This is a genomic window from Ruegeria sp. (assembly GCF_028066395.1).
Taxonomy (GTDB): Bacteria; Pseudomonadota; Alphaproteobacteria; order Rhodobacterales; family Rhodobacteraceae; genus Ruegeria.
Map to the genome: position 1 here is coordinate 47,606 of NZ_JALCBM010000015.1, position 14,691 is coordinate 62,296.

The 14,691-nt window shown below is 58.9% G+C and carries 13 protein-coding genes, 1 tRNA gene and 1 riboswitch; of the genes, 6 read left to right on the top strand and 8 right to left on the bottom strand.

Translation table 11 applies throughout. The features are described from left to right. Positions 1-34: 34 nt before the first annotated feature. The 4 genes from MPJ51_RS07170 to MPJ51_RS07185 all read right to left on the bottom strand — a co-directional run bounded on the left by MPJ51_RS07170 (position 35) and on the right by MPJ51_RS07185 (position 3,367). Complete coding sequence (locus MPJ51_RS07170) at positions 35-970, bottom strand: DMT family transporter (protein ID WP_298383892.1); 936 nt, start codon at positions 968-970, stop codon at positions 35-37. Between the two features lie 54 nt (positions 971-1,024). Continuing rightward, positions 1,025-1,687, bottom strand: coding sequence for an HD domain-containing protein (locus tag MPJ51_RS07175; protein ID WP_298383894.1), 663 nt, complete (start codon positions 1,685-1,687; stop codon positions 1,025-1,027). Continuing rightward, positions 1,671-2,771 carry a chorismate synthase gene (gene aroC, locus MPJ51_RS07180; RefSeq protein WP_298383896.1) on the bottom strand — a complete coding sequence of 367 codons (1,101 nt, stop codon included), beginning with the start codon at positions 2,769-2,771 and terminating at the stop codon, positions 1,671-1,673. Before aroC ends, MPJ51_RS07175 begins: the two co-directional genes overlap by 17 nt. A 149-nt stretch (positions 2,772-2,920) precedes the next feature. Continuing rightward, entirely contained in the window at positions 2,921-3,367 is a 447-nt protein-coding gene (locus MPJ51_RS07185) for a 6,7-dimethyl-8-ribityllumazine synthase (protein ID WP_298383918.1), read from the bottom strand. 63 nt (positions 3,368-3,430) lie between these two features. Then, positions 3,431-3,579: riboswitch (FMN riboswitch) on the bottom strand. Positions 3,580-3,634: 55 nt separating this feature from the next. On the opposite strand from MPJ51_RS07185, the gene MPJ51_RS07190 reads away from it, so the two are divergent. After that, positions 3,635-4,249: an FMN-binding negative transcriptional regulator gene (locus tag MPJ51_RS07190; RefSeq protein WP_298383898.1), complete on the top strand. Its 615-nt coding sequence runs from the start codon at positions 3,635-3,637 to the stop codon at positions 4,247-4,249. 13 nt (positions 4,250-4,262) lie between these two features. Here the strand turns inward: MPJ51_RS07190 and MPJ51_RS07195 are convergent, their stop codons facing one another. Next, positions 4,263-4,706: a cytochrome C gene (locus tag MPJ51_RS07195; RefSeq protein WP_298383900.1), complete on the bottom strand. Its 444-nt coding sequence runs from the start codon at positions 4,704-4,706 to the stop codon at positions 4,263-4,265. Between the two features lie 487 nt (positions 4,707-5,193). Between MPJ51_RS07195 and petA the strand changes: the two genes are divergently transcribed. Genes petA through MPJ51_RS07210 form a run of 3 tightly spaced genes read left to right on the top strand, consistent with a single transcriptional unit; the run spans position 5,194 to position 7,928 of the window. After that, positions 5,194-5,778 (top strand): ubiquinol-cytochrome c reductase iron-sulfur subunit, encoded by a 585-nt coding sequence (gene petA, locus MPJ51_RS07200; protein ID WP_298383902.1) that lies wholly within the window; start codon positions 5,194-5,196, stop codon positions 5,776-5,778. A gap of 11 nt (positions 5,779-5,789) precedes the next feature. After that, positions 5,790-7,121 carry a cytochrome b gene (gene petB, locus MPJ51_RS07205; RefSeq protein WP_298383904.1) on the top strand — a complete coding sequence of 444 codons (1,332 nt, stop codon included), beginning with the start codon at positions 5,790-5,792 and terminating at the stop codon, positions 7,119-7,121. Positions 7,122-7,139: 18 nt separating this feature from the next. After that, positions 7,140-7,928 (top strand): cytochrome c1, encoded by a 789-nt coding sequence (locus tag MPJ51_RS07210; RefSeq protein WP_298383906.1) that lies wholly within the window; start codon positions 7,140-7,142, stop codon positions 7,926-7,928. A 145-nt stretch (positions 7,929-8,073) separates the two neighbouring features. Here the strand turns inward: MPJ51_RS07210 and mtaB are convergent, their stop codons facing one another. Further along, positions 8,074-9,330 (bottom strand): tRNA (N(6)-L-threonylcarbamoyladenosine(37)-C(2))-methylthiotransferase MtaB, encoded by a 1,257-nt coding sequence (gene mtaB / locus MPJ51_RS07215; protein WP_298383908.1) that lies wholly within the window; start codon positions 9,328-9,330, stop codon positions 8,074-8,076. After that, entirely contained in the window at positions 9,327-10,160 is an 834-nt protein-coding gene (gene dapF, locus MPJ51_RS07220) for a diaminopimelate epimerase (protein ID WP_337959808.1), read from the bottom strand. The genes mtaB and dapF overlap by 4 nt, the downstream gene beginning before the upstream one ends. Before the next feature lie 220 nt (positions 10,161-10,380). Between dapF and MPJ51_RS07225 the strand changes: the two genes are divergently transcribed. Further along, a tRNA-Lys gene (locus MPJ51_RS07225) sits at positions 10,381-10,456 on the top strand. A gap of 182 nt (positions 10,457-10,638) precedes the next feature. Here the strand turns inward: MPJ51_RS07225 and MPJ51_RS07230 are convergent. After that, on the bottom strand, positions 10,639-11,178 hold the full coding sequence (locus tag MPJ51_RS07230; RefSeq protein WP_298383912.1) for an RNA 2'-phosphotransferase: 540 nt from the start codon (positions 11,176-11,178) through the stop codon (positions 10,639-10,641). Between the two features lie 427 nt (positions 11,179-11,605). Here MPJ51_RS07230 and MPJ51_RS07235 point away from each other — a divergent pair. Beyond that, a partial coding sequence (locus MPJ51_RS07235; protein WP_298383914.1) for a hypothetical protein occupies positions 11,606-14,691 on the top strand: 3,086 nt, incomplete at its 3' end.

Here is a 14,691-nt window from a genome sequence, read left to right on the forward strand (position 1 = left end):
GCCCAACCTAGGGAAAGTTTGCAAAAGGTAAAGGTCAGGCCTTGGGGTCCGAGACCGACCGGGCCTTGCCCCGTTCCAGGCCCAGCTTATGCTCGCGCCATATCACCAACGCATTGCCCGCAATCACCAGCGCCGCACCACCCAGCATGACCAGCGTGGGCAATTCGTCGAACCACATATAGCCGATGAAAATGGCAAACAGCATGGTGGTATAGTCGTAAGGTGCCAACATCGAGGCCTGCCCGAATCTGTAGGATGAGGTCACCAGTATCTGCGCCACACCGCCCACCAGCCCCATGGTGATCAGGATCGCCGCCTGTGTCAGCGTTGGCATGGTCCATCCGAAAAAGACCGTCAGGCCAGACAGCAGCGTGCCGGTGACCGAGAAGTAGAACACCACCGCTGCCGGGTGGTCGACCTGCACAAGCTGGCGGATGTGGATCTGCACAAATGCGCGGGCAATGGTCGCCCCCAGCACGCAGAGCGCGCCGATGGTGGCCGCCGTTTCCATTTCCGCGCTGCCCAAACGCGGCCAGATCATGATCACGACCCCCAGAAGGCCGATGGCCACAGCGCTGATGCGGATCATGCGGATGCGCTCGCCCAGCATCACTGCGGACAGAATCAAGGTGAAGATTGGCGTGGCGTAGCCGATTGCGGTGACCTCGGGCAGGGGTAGCAGGCTGAGGCCGGTGAAGGTCAGGCCCATTGCCATTGTACCCAGAACGCCGCGCCAGAAATGGCCCATGGGTTTCTTGACGGTCAGGCCGTGGGCCAGCTCTCCGCGGGCGATCAGCCAGATGACGATCACGGGAATGGCGAACAGGGACCGAAAGAACACCATCTCGCCCGGGGGGAAATCGTCGGACAAGGCTTTGACCAGCGCCGACATCGAGGTGAACAACACCAGCGCGGACAGTTTCAGACCCACGGCCAGGACGGGTCGATGCGATGTTAACGATTTTGCCATTTGGCGCGACCCTGCGCCTTTGCGCCGGAAAGATCAACGGCGGGATTGTACCAATCAGCGTTTCCCCCAGCCCTCGGGAACGGGGTGGCCGATTTCGGCGGCGAAGTCCTGCAGAAAGCGGATCATACGGTCGGCGCGCGCCTGTGCGAGGTCGCGTCCGGTCTGGGTCAGCATGTCATCCGGCAGGGCCAGCAGTTTGACCTTCCAGTGGTCGAGCGAGAATTGCAGATCGTCCAGCGCCCGGTTGCGGGCGAATGGATCGGTGGGATCATAAAGCTGACGGCCCAATGCGCCCGCGACCGCAAAGTTGCGCGCGATCCCGACAGCGCCCAACGCATCAAGCCTGTCGGCATCCCGCAGAATGCGCGCCTCGGGCGTTTTTGGCGGCACATTGGCCGAGAAGCTGTGGGCGGTGATGGCATGCTGGGCGGCGGCGATTTCGGATGGGGAAAAGCCTAAATCGCCTAGAATAGGCTCTGATTCCTCTGCTGATCGGCGCGAGGCCAGATGCCGATTGGGGTCGTTTTTCGGCAGGTTGACCAGATCGTGCAGATAGCAGGCGGCCAGCAGGATTTTCAGGTTCGCGGGTGTGTCCGCAATGGCCTGCGCATTGATCCAGACCCGGTCGAGATGCGCCAGATCATGGGCCGGGTCCGTTTGCATCCGCTGCGCAACGATGACGCGCAGCCGGGTGCGCAGATCAGCCGATATGTCCACGGTTCTCGCCAATCTGGCCGCGATGCAGCAGCAGGTGGTCGAGGATCACGCAGGCCATCATCGCCTCACCCACCGGCACGGCGCGGATGCCGACGCAGGGGTCGTGGCGGCCTTTGGTGATGATCTCGGTTTCCTCGCCGGATTTGGTGATCGTTTTGCGGGTGGTCAGGATCGACGAGGTCGGCTTGACCGCAAACCGCACCACCACGTCCTGCCCGGTCGAGATGCCGCCCAGAATGCCGCCCGCGTGGTTGCTGCTGTATTGCGGGCCGTTCTGGCCCATGAAAATCTCATCCGCATTCGCCTCGCCGGTCAGTTCGGCGGCGGCCATGCCTTCGCCGATCTCGACGCCCTTGACAGCGTTGATCGACATCATCGCAGCGGCCAGATCAGTGTCTAACTTGGCATAAACCGGCGCGCCCAGGCCCGCCGGGACGCCGCGGGCGACGACCTCGACCACCGCGCCGACCGAGTTGCCGGATTTGCGCAGATCGTCCAGATAGGCGGCCCAGTCCTCAGCCGCTTGCGCATCCGGGGTCCAGAACGGGTTCTGTTCGATTTGCGCCCAGTGGAACCGGTCGCGGTCGATCTTGTGCGGGCCGATCTGGGTCATGTAGCCGGTGATTTGCACATTGGGTGCGATCTGTTTGATCGCCTCGCGTGCAAGCCCTCCGGCGGCCACGCGCGATGCGGTCTCGCGCGCCGAACTGCGCCCGCCACCGCGATAGTCACGGATGCCGTATTTCTGCCAGTAGGTGATATCGGCATGGCCCGGACGGAACTTTTCCATGATATCGCCGTAGTCTTTTGAGCGCTGATCGGTGTTTTCGATCATCAGTTGGACAGGCGTTCCGGTGGTTTGGCCTTCGAACACGCCGGAGAGGATTTTCACCTGATCGGGTTCGCGCCGCTGGGTGGTGAACTTGTTCTGACCCGGTTTGCGTTTGTCCAGCCAATGCTGGATCATGCTTTCGTCGATTGCCACGCCCGGCGGACAGCCGTCGACCGTTGCGCCCAGAGCGGGCCCGTGGCTTTCACCCCAGGTGGTGACGCGGAAGAGGTGACCAAAGCTGTTCATCGACATGGGGCGTGCTCCTTTGCGGATTGTGATTAGCGGGCGCGGGGCTTGGCCTCAAGCGGATTTGCATGGAGGACGCTGGAGGAGGGGGCCAGCCCCCTCTTGAGCCTGCGGCTCAATTCACCCCCGGGATATTTTTGGCCAGATGAAGCGGATCAGGTTTTTGCTTTCAGGGAACTGCGGGTTTGGGTGATTGCCAGCGCCGCTTGTGCAGCCTCGCGGCCTTTTTGCACGAAATGGGCGCGGTAGATGGCGTTGTGGTGGTCGGTTTCCTGATATTGGTGCGGGGTCAGTGACACCGACAGGACCGGAACGCCTGTGTCCAGACCAGCGCGCATGAGGCCATCGACCACGGCCTGGGCCACGAAATCGTGGCGGTAGATGCCGCCATCGACCACAAAGGCGGCGCAGGCAATCGCGGCGTATTGGCCGGTTTGGGCCAGATCACGCGCCAGCAGGGGCATTTCGAACGCGCCGGGGACGTCAAAGATATCGACCTGTTCGGCGGGGATGCGTTCGAGGAACCCATCAAGTGCGCGGTCGACGATATCGGAATGCCAGTTGGCTTTGATGAAAGCGTAGCGGGTGTGTGTCATTGTAATCTCCTGAGTTTGCAGACACTTCACCCAAGGCGATCACGGGCAGACACGCCTGATGGCGTGCCCGCACGTTCTCTTTCATCCGGACTGTAACCGTCGGCTCTGGCCTCTCACCAGATCTGCTTGTCACCCCGGGGATTGGGGCCGCTCGCGGGCTTACGGGTCATGGCCCGCATACCGCCGGTGGGGAATTTCGCCCCGCCCTGAGAACGGGGCGGACCTTGCCAAGGACCGGGCGGTTCTGCAAGAGATTTCGCAGGAGGACCTGCCATGCATCCCAACCCCGCCTTTCGCACCGAAGAAACCGCACAGCATATCGCCTTTGCGCGTAACCGGGCGTTCGGGGTTCTGGCGCTGTCGACGGATCAGGCGCCGGTGCTGAGCCATGTGCCCTTTTTGCTGAGCACGGATGGATCGATGGCCGAGCTGCATCTGGTGCGGTCGAATCCGATTCTGCGCGCATTGGACACGCCGCGTGCGGCCCGGATCGCGGTGTCCGGGCCGGATGGTTATATCTCACCCGACTGGTATGGGGTCGCGGATCAGGTGCCGACGTGGAACTATGTGGCTGTGCATCTGACGGGTCAGCTTGAACTGCGCCCGCAAGAGGAGTTGCGCGCCATGCTGGATCGTCAATCGGCGTTTTACGAGGATCGGTTGCGGCCCAAGCCGCCCTGGAGCGCGGACAAGATGACGCCGGACGCGCTGGATCGCATGATGCGGATGATCCTGCCGTGCCGGATGCGGATAGACGACATTCAGGGCACCTGGAAGCTGAACCAGAACAAACCGGATGAGGTTCGCCTGGCCGCAGCGGATCACGTTGAGGCGGGCGGTATCGGCAGTGAGATGACGTGGCTGGCCAGGTTGATGCGCAACGCGTGACCCGCCAAGTTGGTCAATTGCTGAAGGTTGCCAGATAAGCCGCGATGTCGTCGGCACCCTTTTTCAACTTGACGCTCATGTTCGGACGCGCCTTTTCGTCGTTCAGATAATCCTGAATGAATACAATCGGGTCCTGCGCATAGGCGGCGATGTTGTCCTGCGTCCAGACCAGACCTTCCTGACCCGCGCGGATCATGTCGTCGGTGAACATGCCGATCGGCAAACGCTCGCTTCCGTTGAGGTAATCGGTCTCGGTCCCGGCCACGCGACCGACGACGCCATAGAGATTCGGGCCGGTGATACCGCCTTTGACCAGAACCTCGCCCTCTTTGATGATTGCGTGGCAGGATGAGCAGCGGTTGTAGAGTTTTTCGCCTTTCGCCGGATCACCGGCAGCGATGGCCTGAGATGAAATCGCCAGAGCGAAAGTCAGTACGGGGACATAGAGTTTTGGCATCGGGAACGTCCTGCTGAGGGTGGGTGTTTTCCGGCCCTTGGGACATTCCCGGTCAAAGTGCAATCGAAATCCGGTGCGGATAAGGCATTGGAAAATATCTATTTTCAACTCAATATTTGTGCATCTCTGAATTTCGCCAAAGTTGAAATTTCCATGGCAGAATCTGGACGTGATTTTGCCAATCAGAGCCCCGCAGTCGGACCGAGATCGGATATCAGGGCGGGGCTTTGGCTGCCCCGGGGGTGATCCGAATCACATCAACGCCGATCTGCGCCATTGGGCGGATTTCCCCGTCTAACCCGGCCCATATCTTGAAAAATCGCCCTTTCGTTGTGACATGAATGCCCAGATGCGGCGTAGTGCGCGCCTATGACCGCTGGACGAACCGTTTTCTCCCGGATAGATAGCCGCGATGAGACGCCGTATTTGATGCGGTGCTGATGCATGTTTGCCCGAAACCTCGGGCGCTGGAATCGGAGAAAACCTCGTGTCCCACGCAGAAGACCACGAAGGCACCCGCAGAGATTTCCTCTACTACGTCGCTGGCGGCGCAGGTGTCGTTGCGACGGGTGCAGCCGTATGGCCCCTGATCAACCAAATGAACCCATCGGCAGACGTTCAGGCGCTGTCCTCGATTCGTCAGGACGTGAGCGGGGTTGAGCCGGGCACGCAGCTGACCGTGAAATGGTTGGGCAAGCCTGTATTCATCCGTCACCGCACCGGTGCCGAGATTCAGGAAGCGCAGCAGCAGGACGAAGAAGGTCTGGCGGCCCTGCCTGACCCGCTGGCCCGCAACGCGAACCTGAACGCGGACGCGCCTGCAACCGATGCCAACCGTGTGATGCCGTCGCCCGAAGGCGAAGCACCCGGCGCATGGATCGTCCAAATGGGCGTCTGCACCCATCTGGGCTGCGTGCCACTGGGCGATGCCGGTGATTTCGGTGGCTGGTTCTGCCCCTGCCACGGGTCGCACTATGACCTTGCCGGTCGTATCCGTAAGGGCCCCGCGCCCGAGAACCTGCCCATTCCGCCCGTTGAATGGGTGGACGCGACAACCATCAAGCTCGGCTAAGGGAGACCCAGATGTCCGGAATTCCCCACGATCATTACGAGCCGAAGACAAACGGCGAGAAGTGGCTGAACAGCCGCCTGCCCATTGTCGGCCTGCTGTATGACACCCTGATGATTCCCACCCCCAAGAACCTGAACTGGTGGTGGATCTGGGGCATCGTCCTGGCGTTCTGCCTGGCGTTGCAAATCGTCACCGGTATCGTTCTGGTGATGCACTACACGCCGAATGAACATTTGGCGTTCGCCAGCATCGAGCACATCATGCGCAACGTGAATGGTGGCTATATGCTGCGCTATCTGCACATGAACGGCGCGTCACTGTTCTTTGTTGCGGTCTATATTCATATGTTCCGTGGCCTGTACTACGGTTCATACAAAGCCCCGCGTGAGATCACGTGGATCATCGGGATGCTGATTTACCTGATGATGATGGGCACCGCCTTCATGGGCTACGTTCTGCCCTGGGGTCAGATGTCCTTCTGGGGTGCGACCGTGATCACTGGCCTGTTTGGCGCGATCCCGTTTGTGGGGGGGGCCATTGAAACTTGGCTGTTAGGTGGTCCCGCAGTGAGCAACGCCACGCTGAACCGCTTCTTCTCGCTGCACTACCTGCTGCCGTTTGTGATTGCGGCGCTGGTCATCGTGCATATCTGGGCCTTCCACACCACTGGCAACAACAACCCCACGGGTGTTGAAGTCCGCCGTGGCTCGAAAGCCGAGGCCGAGAAAGACACGCTGCCCTTCTGGCCCTACTTCGTGATCAAGGACCTGTTCGCACTGGCCGTGATCCTGGTGGTGTTCTGGGCGGTTGTGGGCTTCATGCCGAACTATCTGGGCCACCCTGACAACTATATCGAGGCCAACCCGCTGGTCACGCCTGCGCATATCGTGCCCGAATGGTACTTCCTGCCGTTCTACGCGATCCTGCGTGCCTTCACCGGCGAGGTCTGGGTTGTGCAGATTGCCAGCTTTGTCACCGGCGGCATCATCGACGCCAAGTTCTTTGGTGTGATCGCGATGTTCGGTGCGATCCTGGCTATGGCGCTGGCGCCATGGCTGGACACCTCGACCGTGCGTTCGGGCAAGTACCGTCCGATGTTCAAATGGTGGTTCTACCTGCTGATCATCGACTTCTTCGCCCTGATGTGGCTGGGTGCGATGCCTGCGGAAGAGCCCTATGCAACCTTCTCGCTGATCGCGTCGGCCTACTGGTTCGCCTATTTCTTCGTGATCCTGCCGATCCTCGGTGTGATCGAGAAACCTCTGGCACAGCCCGAGACCATCGAAGAAGACTTCAACGCCCATTATGGCAAGGCTGACGCCGAAGCCACGCCGGCCGAGTAAGAAGAGGGACCGGAAACCATGTTCAAGAAACTTGCAATCGGTGCCGCGTTTGCCCTGGCCCTTGCGCCCGCCTCGACCTTTGCGGCAGGTGGCGGCGAACAGCATATCGAAGACTTTGCCTTTTCCTTCGAAGGCCCCTTCGGCACCTGGGATCAGCACCAGCTGCAGCGCGGCCTTCAGGTCTATACCGAGGTCTGCGCTGCCTGCCACGGTCTGAGATACGTGCCGCTGCGCGACCTTGAGGCGCTGGGTTATTCGGAAGAGCAGGTCATTGCCTACTCGGCCGAGAACTTTGAAGTGTTCGATCCCGAGCTGGACGATTTTCGCCCGGCGATCCCAACCGACCATTTCCCGGCAAACGATGCCGTCGGCGCACCGGACCTGAGCCTGATGGCAAAGGCGCGGGCGGGCTTCCACGGGCCTTACGGTCTGGGCATCAACCAGTTGGTCAAAGGCATGGGTGGCGCGGAATACATCGCCTCGTTGCTGGATGGCTATACCGGCAAGGAAAAGGAAGAAGCGGGTACGATTCTTTACGAAAACACCGCCTTCCCCGGTGGCTGGATTTCGATGGCACCGCCCTTGGCTGAAGATCAGGTTGAATTCGCTGATGGGCATCCGGCCACGGTCGAGGCGATGTCGGAAGATGTCTCGGCCTTCCTGATGTGGGCCGCGGAACCCAAGATGATGGATCGCAAGAACGCAGGCTTTGTCGGCGTTCTGTTCCTGACCGTTCTGTCGGTGCTGCTGTATCTGGTGAACAAGCGTCTGTGGGCACCGCATAAAGGCAAAGCCCGCAAAGACTGAGGTCTTTGTAGAATGTGACATTGAAAACCCCCGCACCGGTTGGCTGCGGGGGTTTTTCTTTGTGAGGTCGGATTGAAGGGGCCAGCCCCTTCTTGGCCTGCGGCCAATTCATCCCCGGGATATTTTCGGCCAGATGAAGGGCGGATCAGACGGTCAGTTGGGTAGAGTTTTGTCCGGTGATCGTCGCGGCCACAATCCGGCCTTCGGGTTGAGGTGCGCTGAATGAAACCTCGGTAAACTGCTCGGTCCGGCCCATATGCGGGTTTTCCATCAGGATACGATGGGGCTTGCCGATTTGGGCTGCGAGGTGTTTGGCGACCTGCGCCTCTCCGGCGGCGCGCAGGCGGGCGGCGCGGGCTTTTATGGTCTTGCCGTTCACTTGCTGCGGAATGCGGGCTGCCGGGGTGCCTTCGCGTGTGGAATAGGGGAAGACGTGTAGCCAGGTCAGGTTGCAGTCGGTGACCAGTTTCAGCGAGTTTTCGAAATGCGCGTCCGTCTCGGTCGGGAAGCCTGCGATGATGTCGGCGCCGAAGGTCATGTCGGGGCGCAGTTTGCGCGCCTCTTCGGTGAAACGGATGGCGTCATCGCGCAGGTGGCGGCGTTTCATCCGCTTCAGGATCAGGTCGTCGCCATGTTGCAGCGACAGGTGCAGATGCGGCATCAGGCGCGGCTCGGTCGCGATGGCCTGCATCAGGTTCTCGTCCACCTCGATGGAATCGATCGAACTGATCCGCAGGCGCGGCAGGTCGGGCACCAGTTTCAGGATGCGCATCACCAGATCGCCCAGCTTGGGCTGCGCGGGCAGGTCAGCGCCCCATGAGGTCAGGTCGACCCCGGTCAGAACCACCTCGTTATAGCCTTTGTCCACCAACCGTTTGATCTGATCCACCACCACGCCCGCAGGGACGCTGCGTGAATTGCCGCGGCCATATGGGATGATGCAGAAGGTGCATCGGTGGTCGCAGCCGTTCTGGACTTGCACATAGGCGCGCGACCGGGTCCCGAAACCGTCAATCAGATGGCCTGCGGTTTCCGTGACGGACATGATGTCGTCGACCTGAACGGCTTCGGTCTGTCCGACAAAGTCAGCGGCCAGGCCTTTCCAGGTCTCGGGCTGCATCTTTTCAGTGTTGCCGATCACCGCGTCGACCTCATCCATCGCGGCGAAGGTCTGGGGTTCGGTCTGGGCGGCGCAGCCGGTGACGATCAGGCGCGCGTCGGGGTTCTCGCGCCGCAGTTTGCGAATCTCTTGCCGCGCCTTGCGCACCGCCTCAGCCGTCACAGCGCAGGTGTTCACGATCACCGCATCCTGCAGCCCCGCTTGTTGCGACAGCTCTTTCATCGCCTCGGTCTCATAGGCGTTCAGACGGCAGCCCAGGGTGGTGAATTTGGGCGGGTTCATCCCAGCGTCCTCAGGAATTCCGGCGTGAGCGTGCCCGAGAAGACATGCGCCGTGGGGCCGGTCATCCAGACGCCGTCCTCGCGCCAGTCGATCCAGATTGTGCCACCATCCAAGTCGATCTGTACCTTGCGCCTGGTGAGGCCGCGACGGGCCGCTGCAACGGCCGTTGCGCAAGAGGACGAGCCTGAGGCCAGTGTGATCCCCACACCCCGCTCCCAGACCCGCATGCGGATATGATCCGGGCCGATCACCTGTGCGACCTGCACATTGGTACGTTCGGGGTAAAGCGGGTGATATTCATGCCGCGCGCCGAACTCGGCCAGTGTGATCGCCTCGGCATTTTCCACGAAGAAGGTACAATGGGGATTGCCCATGCCTGTTGCCGTTGGGGCACCTTCGATGGGCAGCTCCAGCGTGTCCATCGCCTCAGCCAGTGGAATTTCATGCCAGTCCAGCTGTGGCTGCCCCATATTGACCGAGGTCAGCCCGTCGCCCGCATCCCGCGCCAGCAGGGTGCCGCGTTCGGTGGTCAGGGTCAGCGCGTCCTTGCCCATCTCTTGCATCAGAAACCGGGCGATGCAGCGGGTGGCATTGCCGCACGCGGCCGAGGTCGACCCATCCGCGTTGTAAAATACCAGATGTGCGTCCGCCTCACCCTGTTCGATGACGGCCAGTTGGTCAAAGCCCACCCCGAACTGCCGGTGCCCGATTCCTTTGGCCAATGCCGGAGTGATCGCCGCCGCCTGTTCGCGCGCGTCGACAATGACGAAGTCATTTCCCAGCCCGTGCATCTTCATGAAGGGCAAACCAATGGCGTCTTTGCTGTGCATGGCGCGCATATAACGATGGTCGCGAAATGAATCCAGCCTGTCGCGCAGAATCCTGAAAAAAGGGGTTGACCCCCCTGCGCCACCTGCCTAATTAGGCCGCCTATCGGGGCGCGCGAAACACTGATAAATCGCGCGAAACGAGGTGCAAAATAAGGTCTTGAACCCGGTCGGGAAAATGCCTTACAGAGCGCCACGGATCGATCAGATCCAACAAAAGAGTGGGCCGTTAGCTCAGTTGGTAGAGCAACTGACTTTTAATCAGTGGGTCGCAGGTTCGAATCCTGCACGGCTCACCACTTTTTTCAAATGAAAGATGACACGAAGTTTGTATCTTTCGACAGGAGTCTGTCGCTTTTTAGCGCAGATCAGTGGATTTTGCACATCGCGAATTTTGTGAGTACCGCAGATTTAGGCACTCTCGATAGAATTCAGACAAAAACTGTGTTCATAGCTGCCCATTTGCAAGCTGCTCTGGTTTCTATGCAGTTTTCCCGAATCCCAAGTAGACTGCTGGCACTTTGTCAGTGAGCCAAACGCCGTTGTCGGCGCAGTAGAACAGAAACCCGTCCTCAAACATTCGTTGCGCCTCGACTCTTAGAACAACAGGTTTTCCGTGTCTTTGGCCGACGCGTTTAGCCGTGTCAGGATCCAAAGAGAGGTGAACTTGATGACGACGCCCAGGGTTTAGTCCGTCTGAGAATATTGCATCCAGATTTGCGCTGGCTGTGCCGTGGTATAGCTCGTCAGGTGGACGTCGCGGTTCTAGACCCAAGTCCACATTGACTGAGTGACCTTGAGCCGCCCTGATCCACAAGCCATCCTCGGACAGAGTGAAGCGCTTCTTATCGTTGTTTTCGACAAGCTGAATGAGTTCGTCACGGCTTAGCTTGCGATTGGCTTTCTTCAGCTTCCGCAGCAAATCATCAACACGAACCCACCCGTGTTTATCAAGCTGAAGACCGATCTCTTCAGGTTTGTGCCGAAGCACCAAGCTTAAGAACTTGCTTTCTCTGCTCATCTATTGGTTTCTTTAGATTCTGACTTGATTGGCTCTTACCACGAAGCCTTGCTATTTGGAATTGGATGGGTGGTTCCAAACATCAGTGCAGGTCTCGCTTCGCGTTCAAGGGGCTATTGTGGTTCAATTCGGGTGCTGCGCATACTTCGTATGTCACGAAAAGTTATCGGGTTAAGGGGACATACACATTTCTGATTTGAGTCCTAGATCGACTGGACCAGCAGGTTCTCAATTTGAAGCAAAAGTCGGCACCCATTACGCTTTAGCGTTGCTGGCCACGACTGAACCCTTCGGACTACCAGGCGCCACTATTGATCGCATTGAATTTCAAAGAGGTGGCCAAGAACATCCTCTAGACGACGTAATTGTACATGGAAAAACGATTGAGGGTGAAGGCCAATGCCTAGAGGTTCAGGTCAAACGAGCAATGGCGTTCACCGAACGGGATGCCAATTTCGCTTCAATCGTGGAAGGGGTCGTTAATGCAAGAAAAATAGAACCTGATCGCCGCTTTGCAGTTGCGATAGAACGAACGACGGGCGTGATTGACAACGGTGTTCAAGAGGCGCTGGAACTTGCACGGCAGACTGCGGACATCGGTTCGTTCTTGCAACTTCTTGGAACTCCTGGTCGCAGCAATAACGAGATGCGAGCTTTTGTCGCCGCGTTCAGAACGCATCTCACAGCAGCTGGTGAATCCGGAGACGAAACACTCTATCAAATCCTACGATCATTTTCGGTTTTGACATTCGATTATGCCCGACCAAATTCAATTGCGGAGCATCACGATCGTATACGGGCCCGACAGCTGGCGTCGGCGAACGGTGGTCCCGATCCGTATGACGGGATATTCGGGCTGGTGCTTCGCTCCGACGCAATAGGCGGTGAACTGAACCGAAGCGAACTTATCGCTAAACTGAAGGAACTCGGGATAAGCATCGGCTCGGCACCACGGCTTGCTGTAGCTCGTAGCCAAATTGAGGAACTGAGCCGCCACGCACTTGACGATATCGGCGTCACGGTAAGTGAGTGCCGCCTCGCGCGGGAAAAGCCTCGGCGCGAATTGGAGGCACTTCTTGAGGGCGCTGACACTAAGGGCTCTGTCGTGGAGATTTCAGGCCCTGGCGGGACTGGCAAATCCGGATTGCTTAGGGCCTTGGTCGAGAGTCGGATCACGGCATCGCGCATTCTAGTACTTGCCCCTGACCGGACACCAGCAGGCGGTTGGCCGGTAATGCGCGCCCAATTTGGTATTCAGGCGTCTGCCGAAGAATTTTTGAGCGATCTTGCATGCGACGGCGGCGGCATTCTTTGCATTGATGGCCTTGATCGATTCCGTGACAGCGCACAGCGCAAAACTGTGATTGATCTGTTGCGGGCGGGACTACGATGCTCAGGATTGAAAGTACTGTTCACTACGCGTCCCGGATGGGAAGATGAGGGTGCCCACTGGATCGATGAAGAGGTGTTCTCGCAGCTGTCCACGCGAGAATCTGTGAACCTAGACGGGCTCGACGACGACGAGGCTGAAGCGCTCGCCCAAGCGGCCCCCCAACTCGCGCCCCTTCTCACGCCGGACCATCCGGCAAAGCTGCTCGCCCGAAACCTACTGAAGTTGCGCCTGCTGGTTAGAACGCGGCTAAACACGGCCGATGCGATCAGCGAAGCTGAGCTTGCAATTGATTGGTTGGAGACCGGAGCGGGAGCTAGTGAGCGCAAGGGAGGTGAAACGCGTTCCCGCAAACGCGTAGTTTACGCAGTCGGCAAAGGTCTCATCGACGGCGCCAATCTTGTCGATGTCGCTGAACAGGACGCACAAGTAGTTGAAGGATTGATCGCGGACGGCGTGCTAGTTGAAATTAGAAATGACCAAGTTCGTTTTCTGCATGATCTGTTTACGGACTGGGCGGTTGCATGCGTCCTGTCGGACGAGCCAAATCTGATTGACTGTTTGCCCTTGGAATCTCCGCCCCCGTTTTGGATGGTGCGCGGGTTTGAAATGGCATGCCGAATTCTCGCGGAAGGCGAGACAGAAGTGACATGGCCAAACCTCCATGCGCGATTGGACGTGGAAGGCGTTGCAGCGGGATGGGCGGGTCTGGCGTTGTTGGCGCTGGTTCGATCCGAGCGCGGTGAGGCAATGCTCGAGAAGTATGACACCTACTTGCTGGCAAACGAAGGACGCCGCGCAGCGCGGCTCATTAGGCGTTTTATTGCATCGCACACACGATCGGCGACAACTGTCTTCAGGGAAGTTGTGCCGGAAGGGGTCACAGTGCCAGAGGGCATGGTCATTCCGACTGGACCGGAGTGGATACGTCTAGTCCTGTGGTGTTTGCAGCGTTTCGACCACCTGGGGCCTGATGCGTTGTCCGCTTCAGTTGATCTTTTCGAGAGCTGGCTTGTTCTAGCGGCGTTCGGCGAAAAGACCGTAACACCTGTGTTGCTTGATCGCTGCGCCGACATTCTGGTCGCAAATATTGAGCAAAGAGACCGAAGGGTGCTTCAATATGGGGAACCTCACCCGGAGATAAAATACTCGGTAAGCGGCGACGCGCTGGTGACCGCTCGTCTCCAGCTGGCGCTTTGGGCGCAATCCTCACCTAGTGCTGCCACCAGATACCTGAACGCTGTAAAGCAATCGAGGCGGCCTGAAGCGGCAATGAGTCAGATTCTGGAATTTCCGGGACACTTGCCCGGCGCTGCGCCTGCCGAATTCGCAGCAGCTTTTCTACGCGCGCTGGTAGACGAAGAGGATGATTGTGAAACTCACCCAAGGCCCAAGAGGCGCCGCTCCTATGCGATGTCCCGTGTCGACGGTCCCTTCGTGCTTGGTCGTTGCGGCACTAGCATATTCACAGAAGTTCTTCATGCGGCACCTGCTACAGGAGTAGCATTCATTAGAAGACTCACCGAGCGAACTTGTGCGCCTGAGGAGGGCGATCCAGATTTTTCGGTGGAGATCCTAGGCGAGAAGCGCAGGATTATTGCTCCGTTCAGTTATGGCTGGTCGCGAGGGCGCGCACCTTCGACCATGCTGACCAAGGCGCTCTTGGCGTTAGAGCATTGGGCGCATCAGAGACTTGATAAAGGCGAGACTCTTGAAGTCGTCATCGGAGACATCATCGGGGAGAACTCAATCCTCGGGGCTGTGTGGCTCCTAATTGTTGATCTCGTTTTATCGCATTCGTCGCTCGACGGATCGATCCTGCAAGAGCTTTTGACGTCTCCTGAGACCATAGCACTTGATGCCGGCCGCGCTAATATCGACGTGGTCGAACGTTTGGGGGGCGGGTTCTCAGGACGCGCTTGGCGCACGTCACCGGCAGCCGATCAAGCCATTGAGAAGGATCTCGCGAAACGTGCATCTCGGAACATTCCGCTGCACGACGTCCTCCCTCAACTTGCCTTGAAACTCCCCGATGAGGACCTTGTTGATCTTCGTGATCAACTTGCGGCGGCTGTAGAGCGACTTGGGCCTTGGACGACAAACTCGGTCGACTGGGCGTCACC

Bases quoted from the DNA above. Each gene is read 5' to 3' on its own strand.
- dapF (WP_337959808.1), bottom strand. From the start codon at position 10,160: ATGCACAGCAAAGACGCCATTGGTTTGCCCTTCATGAAGATGCACGGG.
- aroC (WP_298383896.1), bottom strand. From the start codon at position 2,771: ATGTCGATGAACAGCTTTGGTCACCTCTTCCGCGTCACCACCTGGGGT.
- MPJ51_RS07190 (WP_298383898.1), top strand. From the start codon at position 3,635: ATGCATCCCAACCCCGCCTTTCGCACCGAAGAAACCGCACAGCATATC.
- MPJ51_RS07195 (WP_298383900.1), bottom strand. From the start codon at position 4,706: ATGCCAAAACTCTATGTCCCCGTACTGACTTTCGCTCTGGCGATTTCA.
- mtaB (WP_298383908.1), bottom strand. From the start codon at position 9,330: ATGAACCCGCCCAAATTCACCACCCTGGGCTGCCGTCTGAACGCCTAT.
- MPJ51_RS07170 (WP_298383892.1), bottom strand. From the start codon at position 970: ATGGCAAAATCGTTAACATCGCATCGACCCGTCCTGGCCGTGGGTCTG.
- petB (WP_298383904.1), top strand. From the start codon at position 5,790: ATGTCCGGAATTCCCCACGATCATTACGAGCCGAAGACAAACGGCGAG.
- MPJ51_RS07230 (WP_298383912.1), bottom strand. From the start codon at position 11,178: ATGAGCAGAGAAAGCAAGTTCTTAAGCTTGGTGCTTCGGCACAAACCT.
- MPJ51_RS07210 (WP_298383906.1), top strand. From the start codon at position 7,140: ATGTTCAAGAAACTTGCAATCGGTGCCGCGTTTGCCCTGGCCCTTGCG.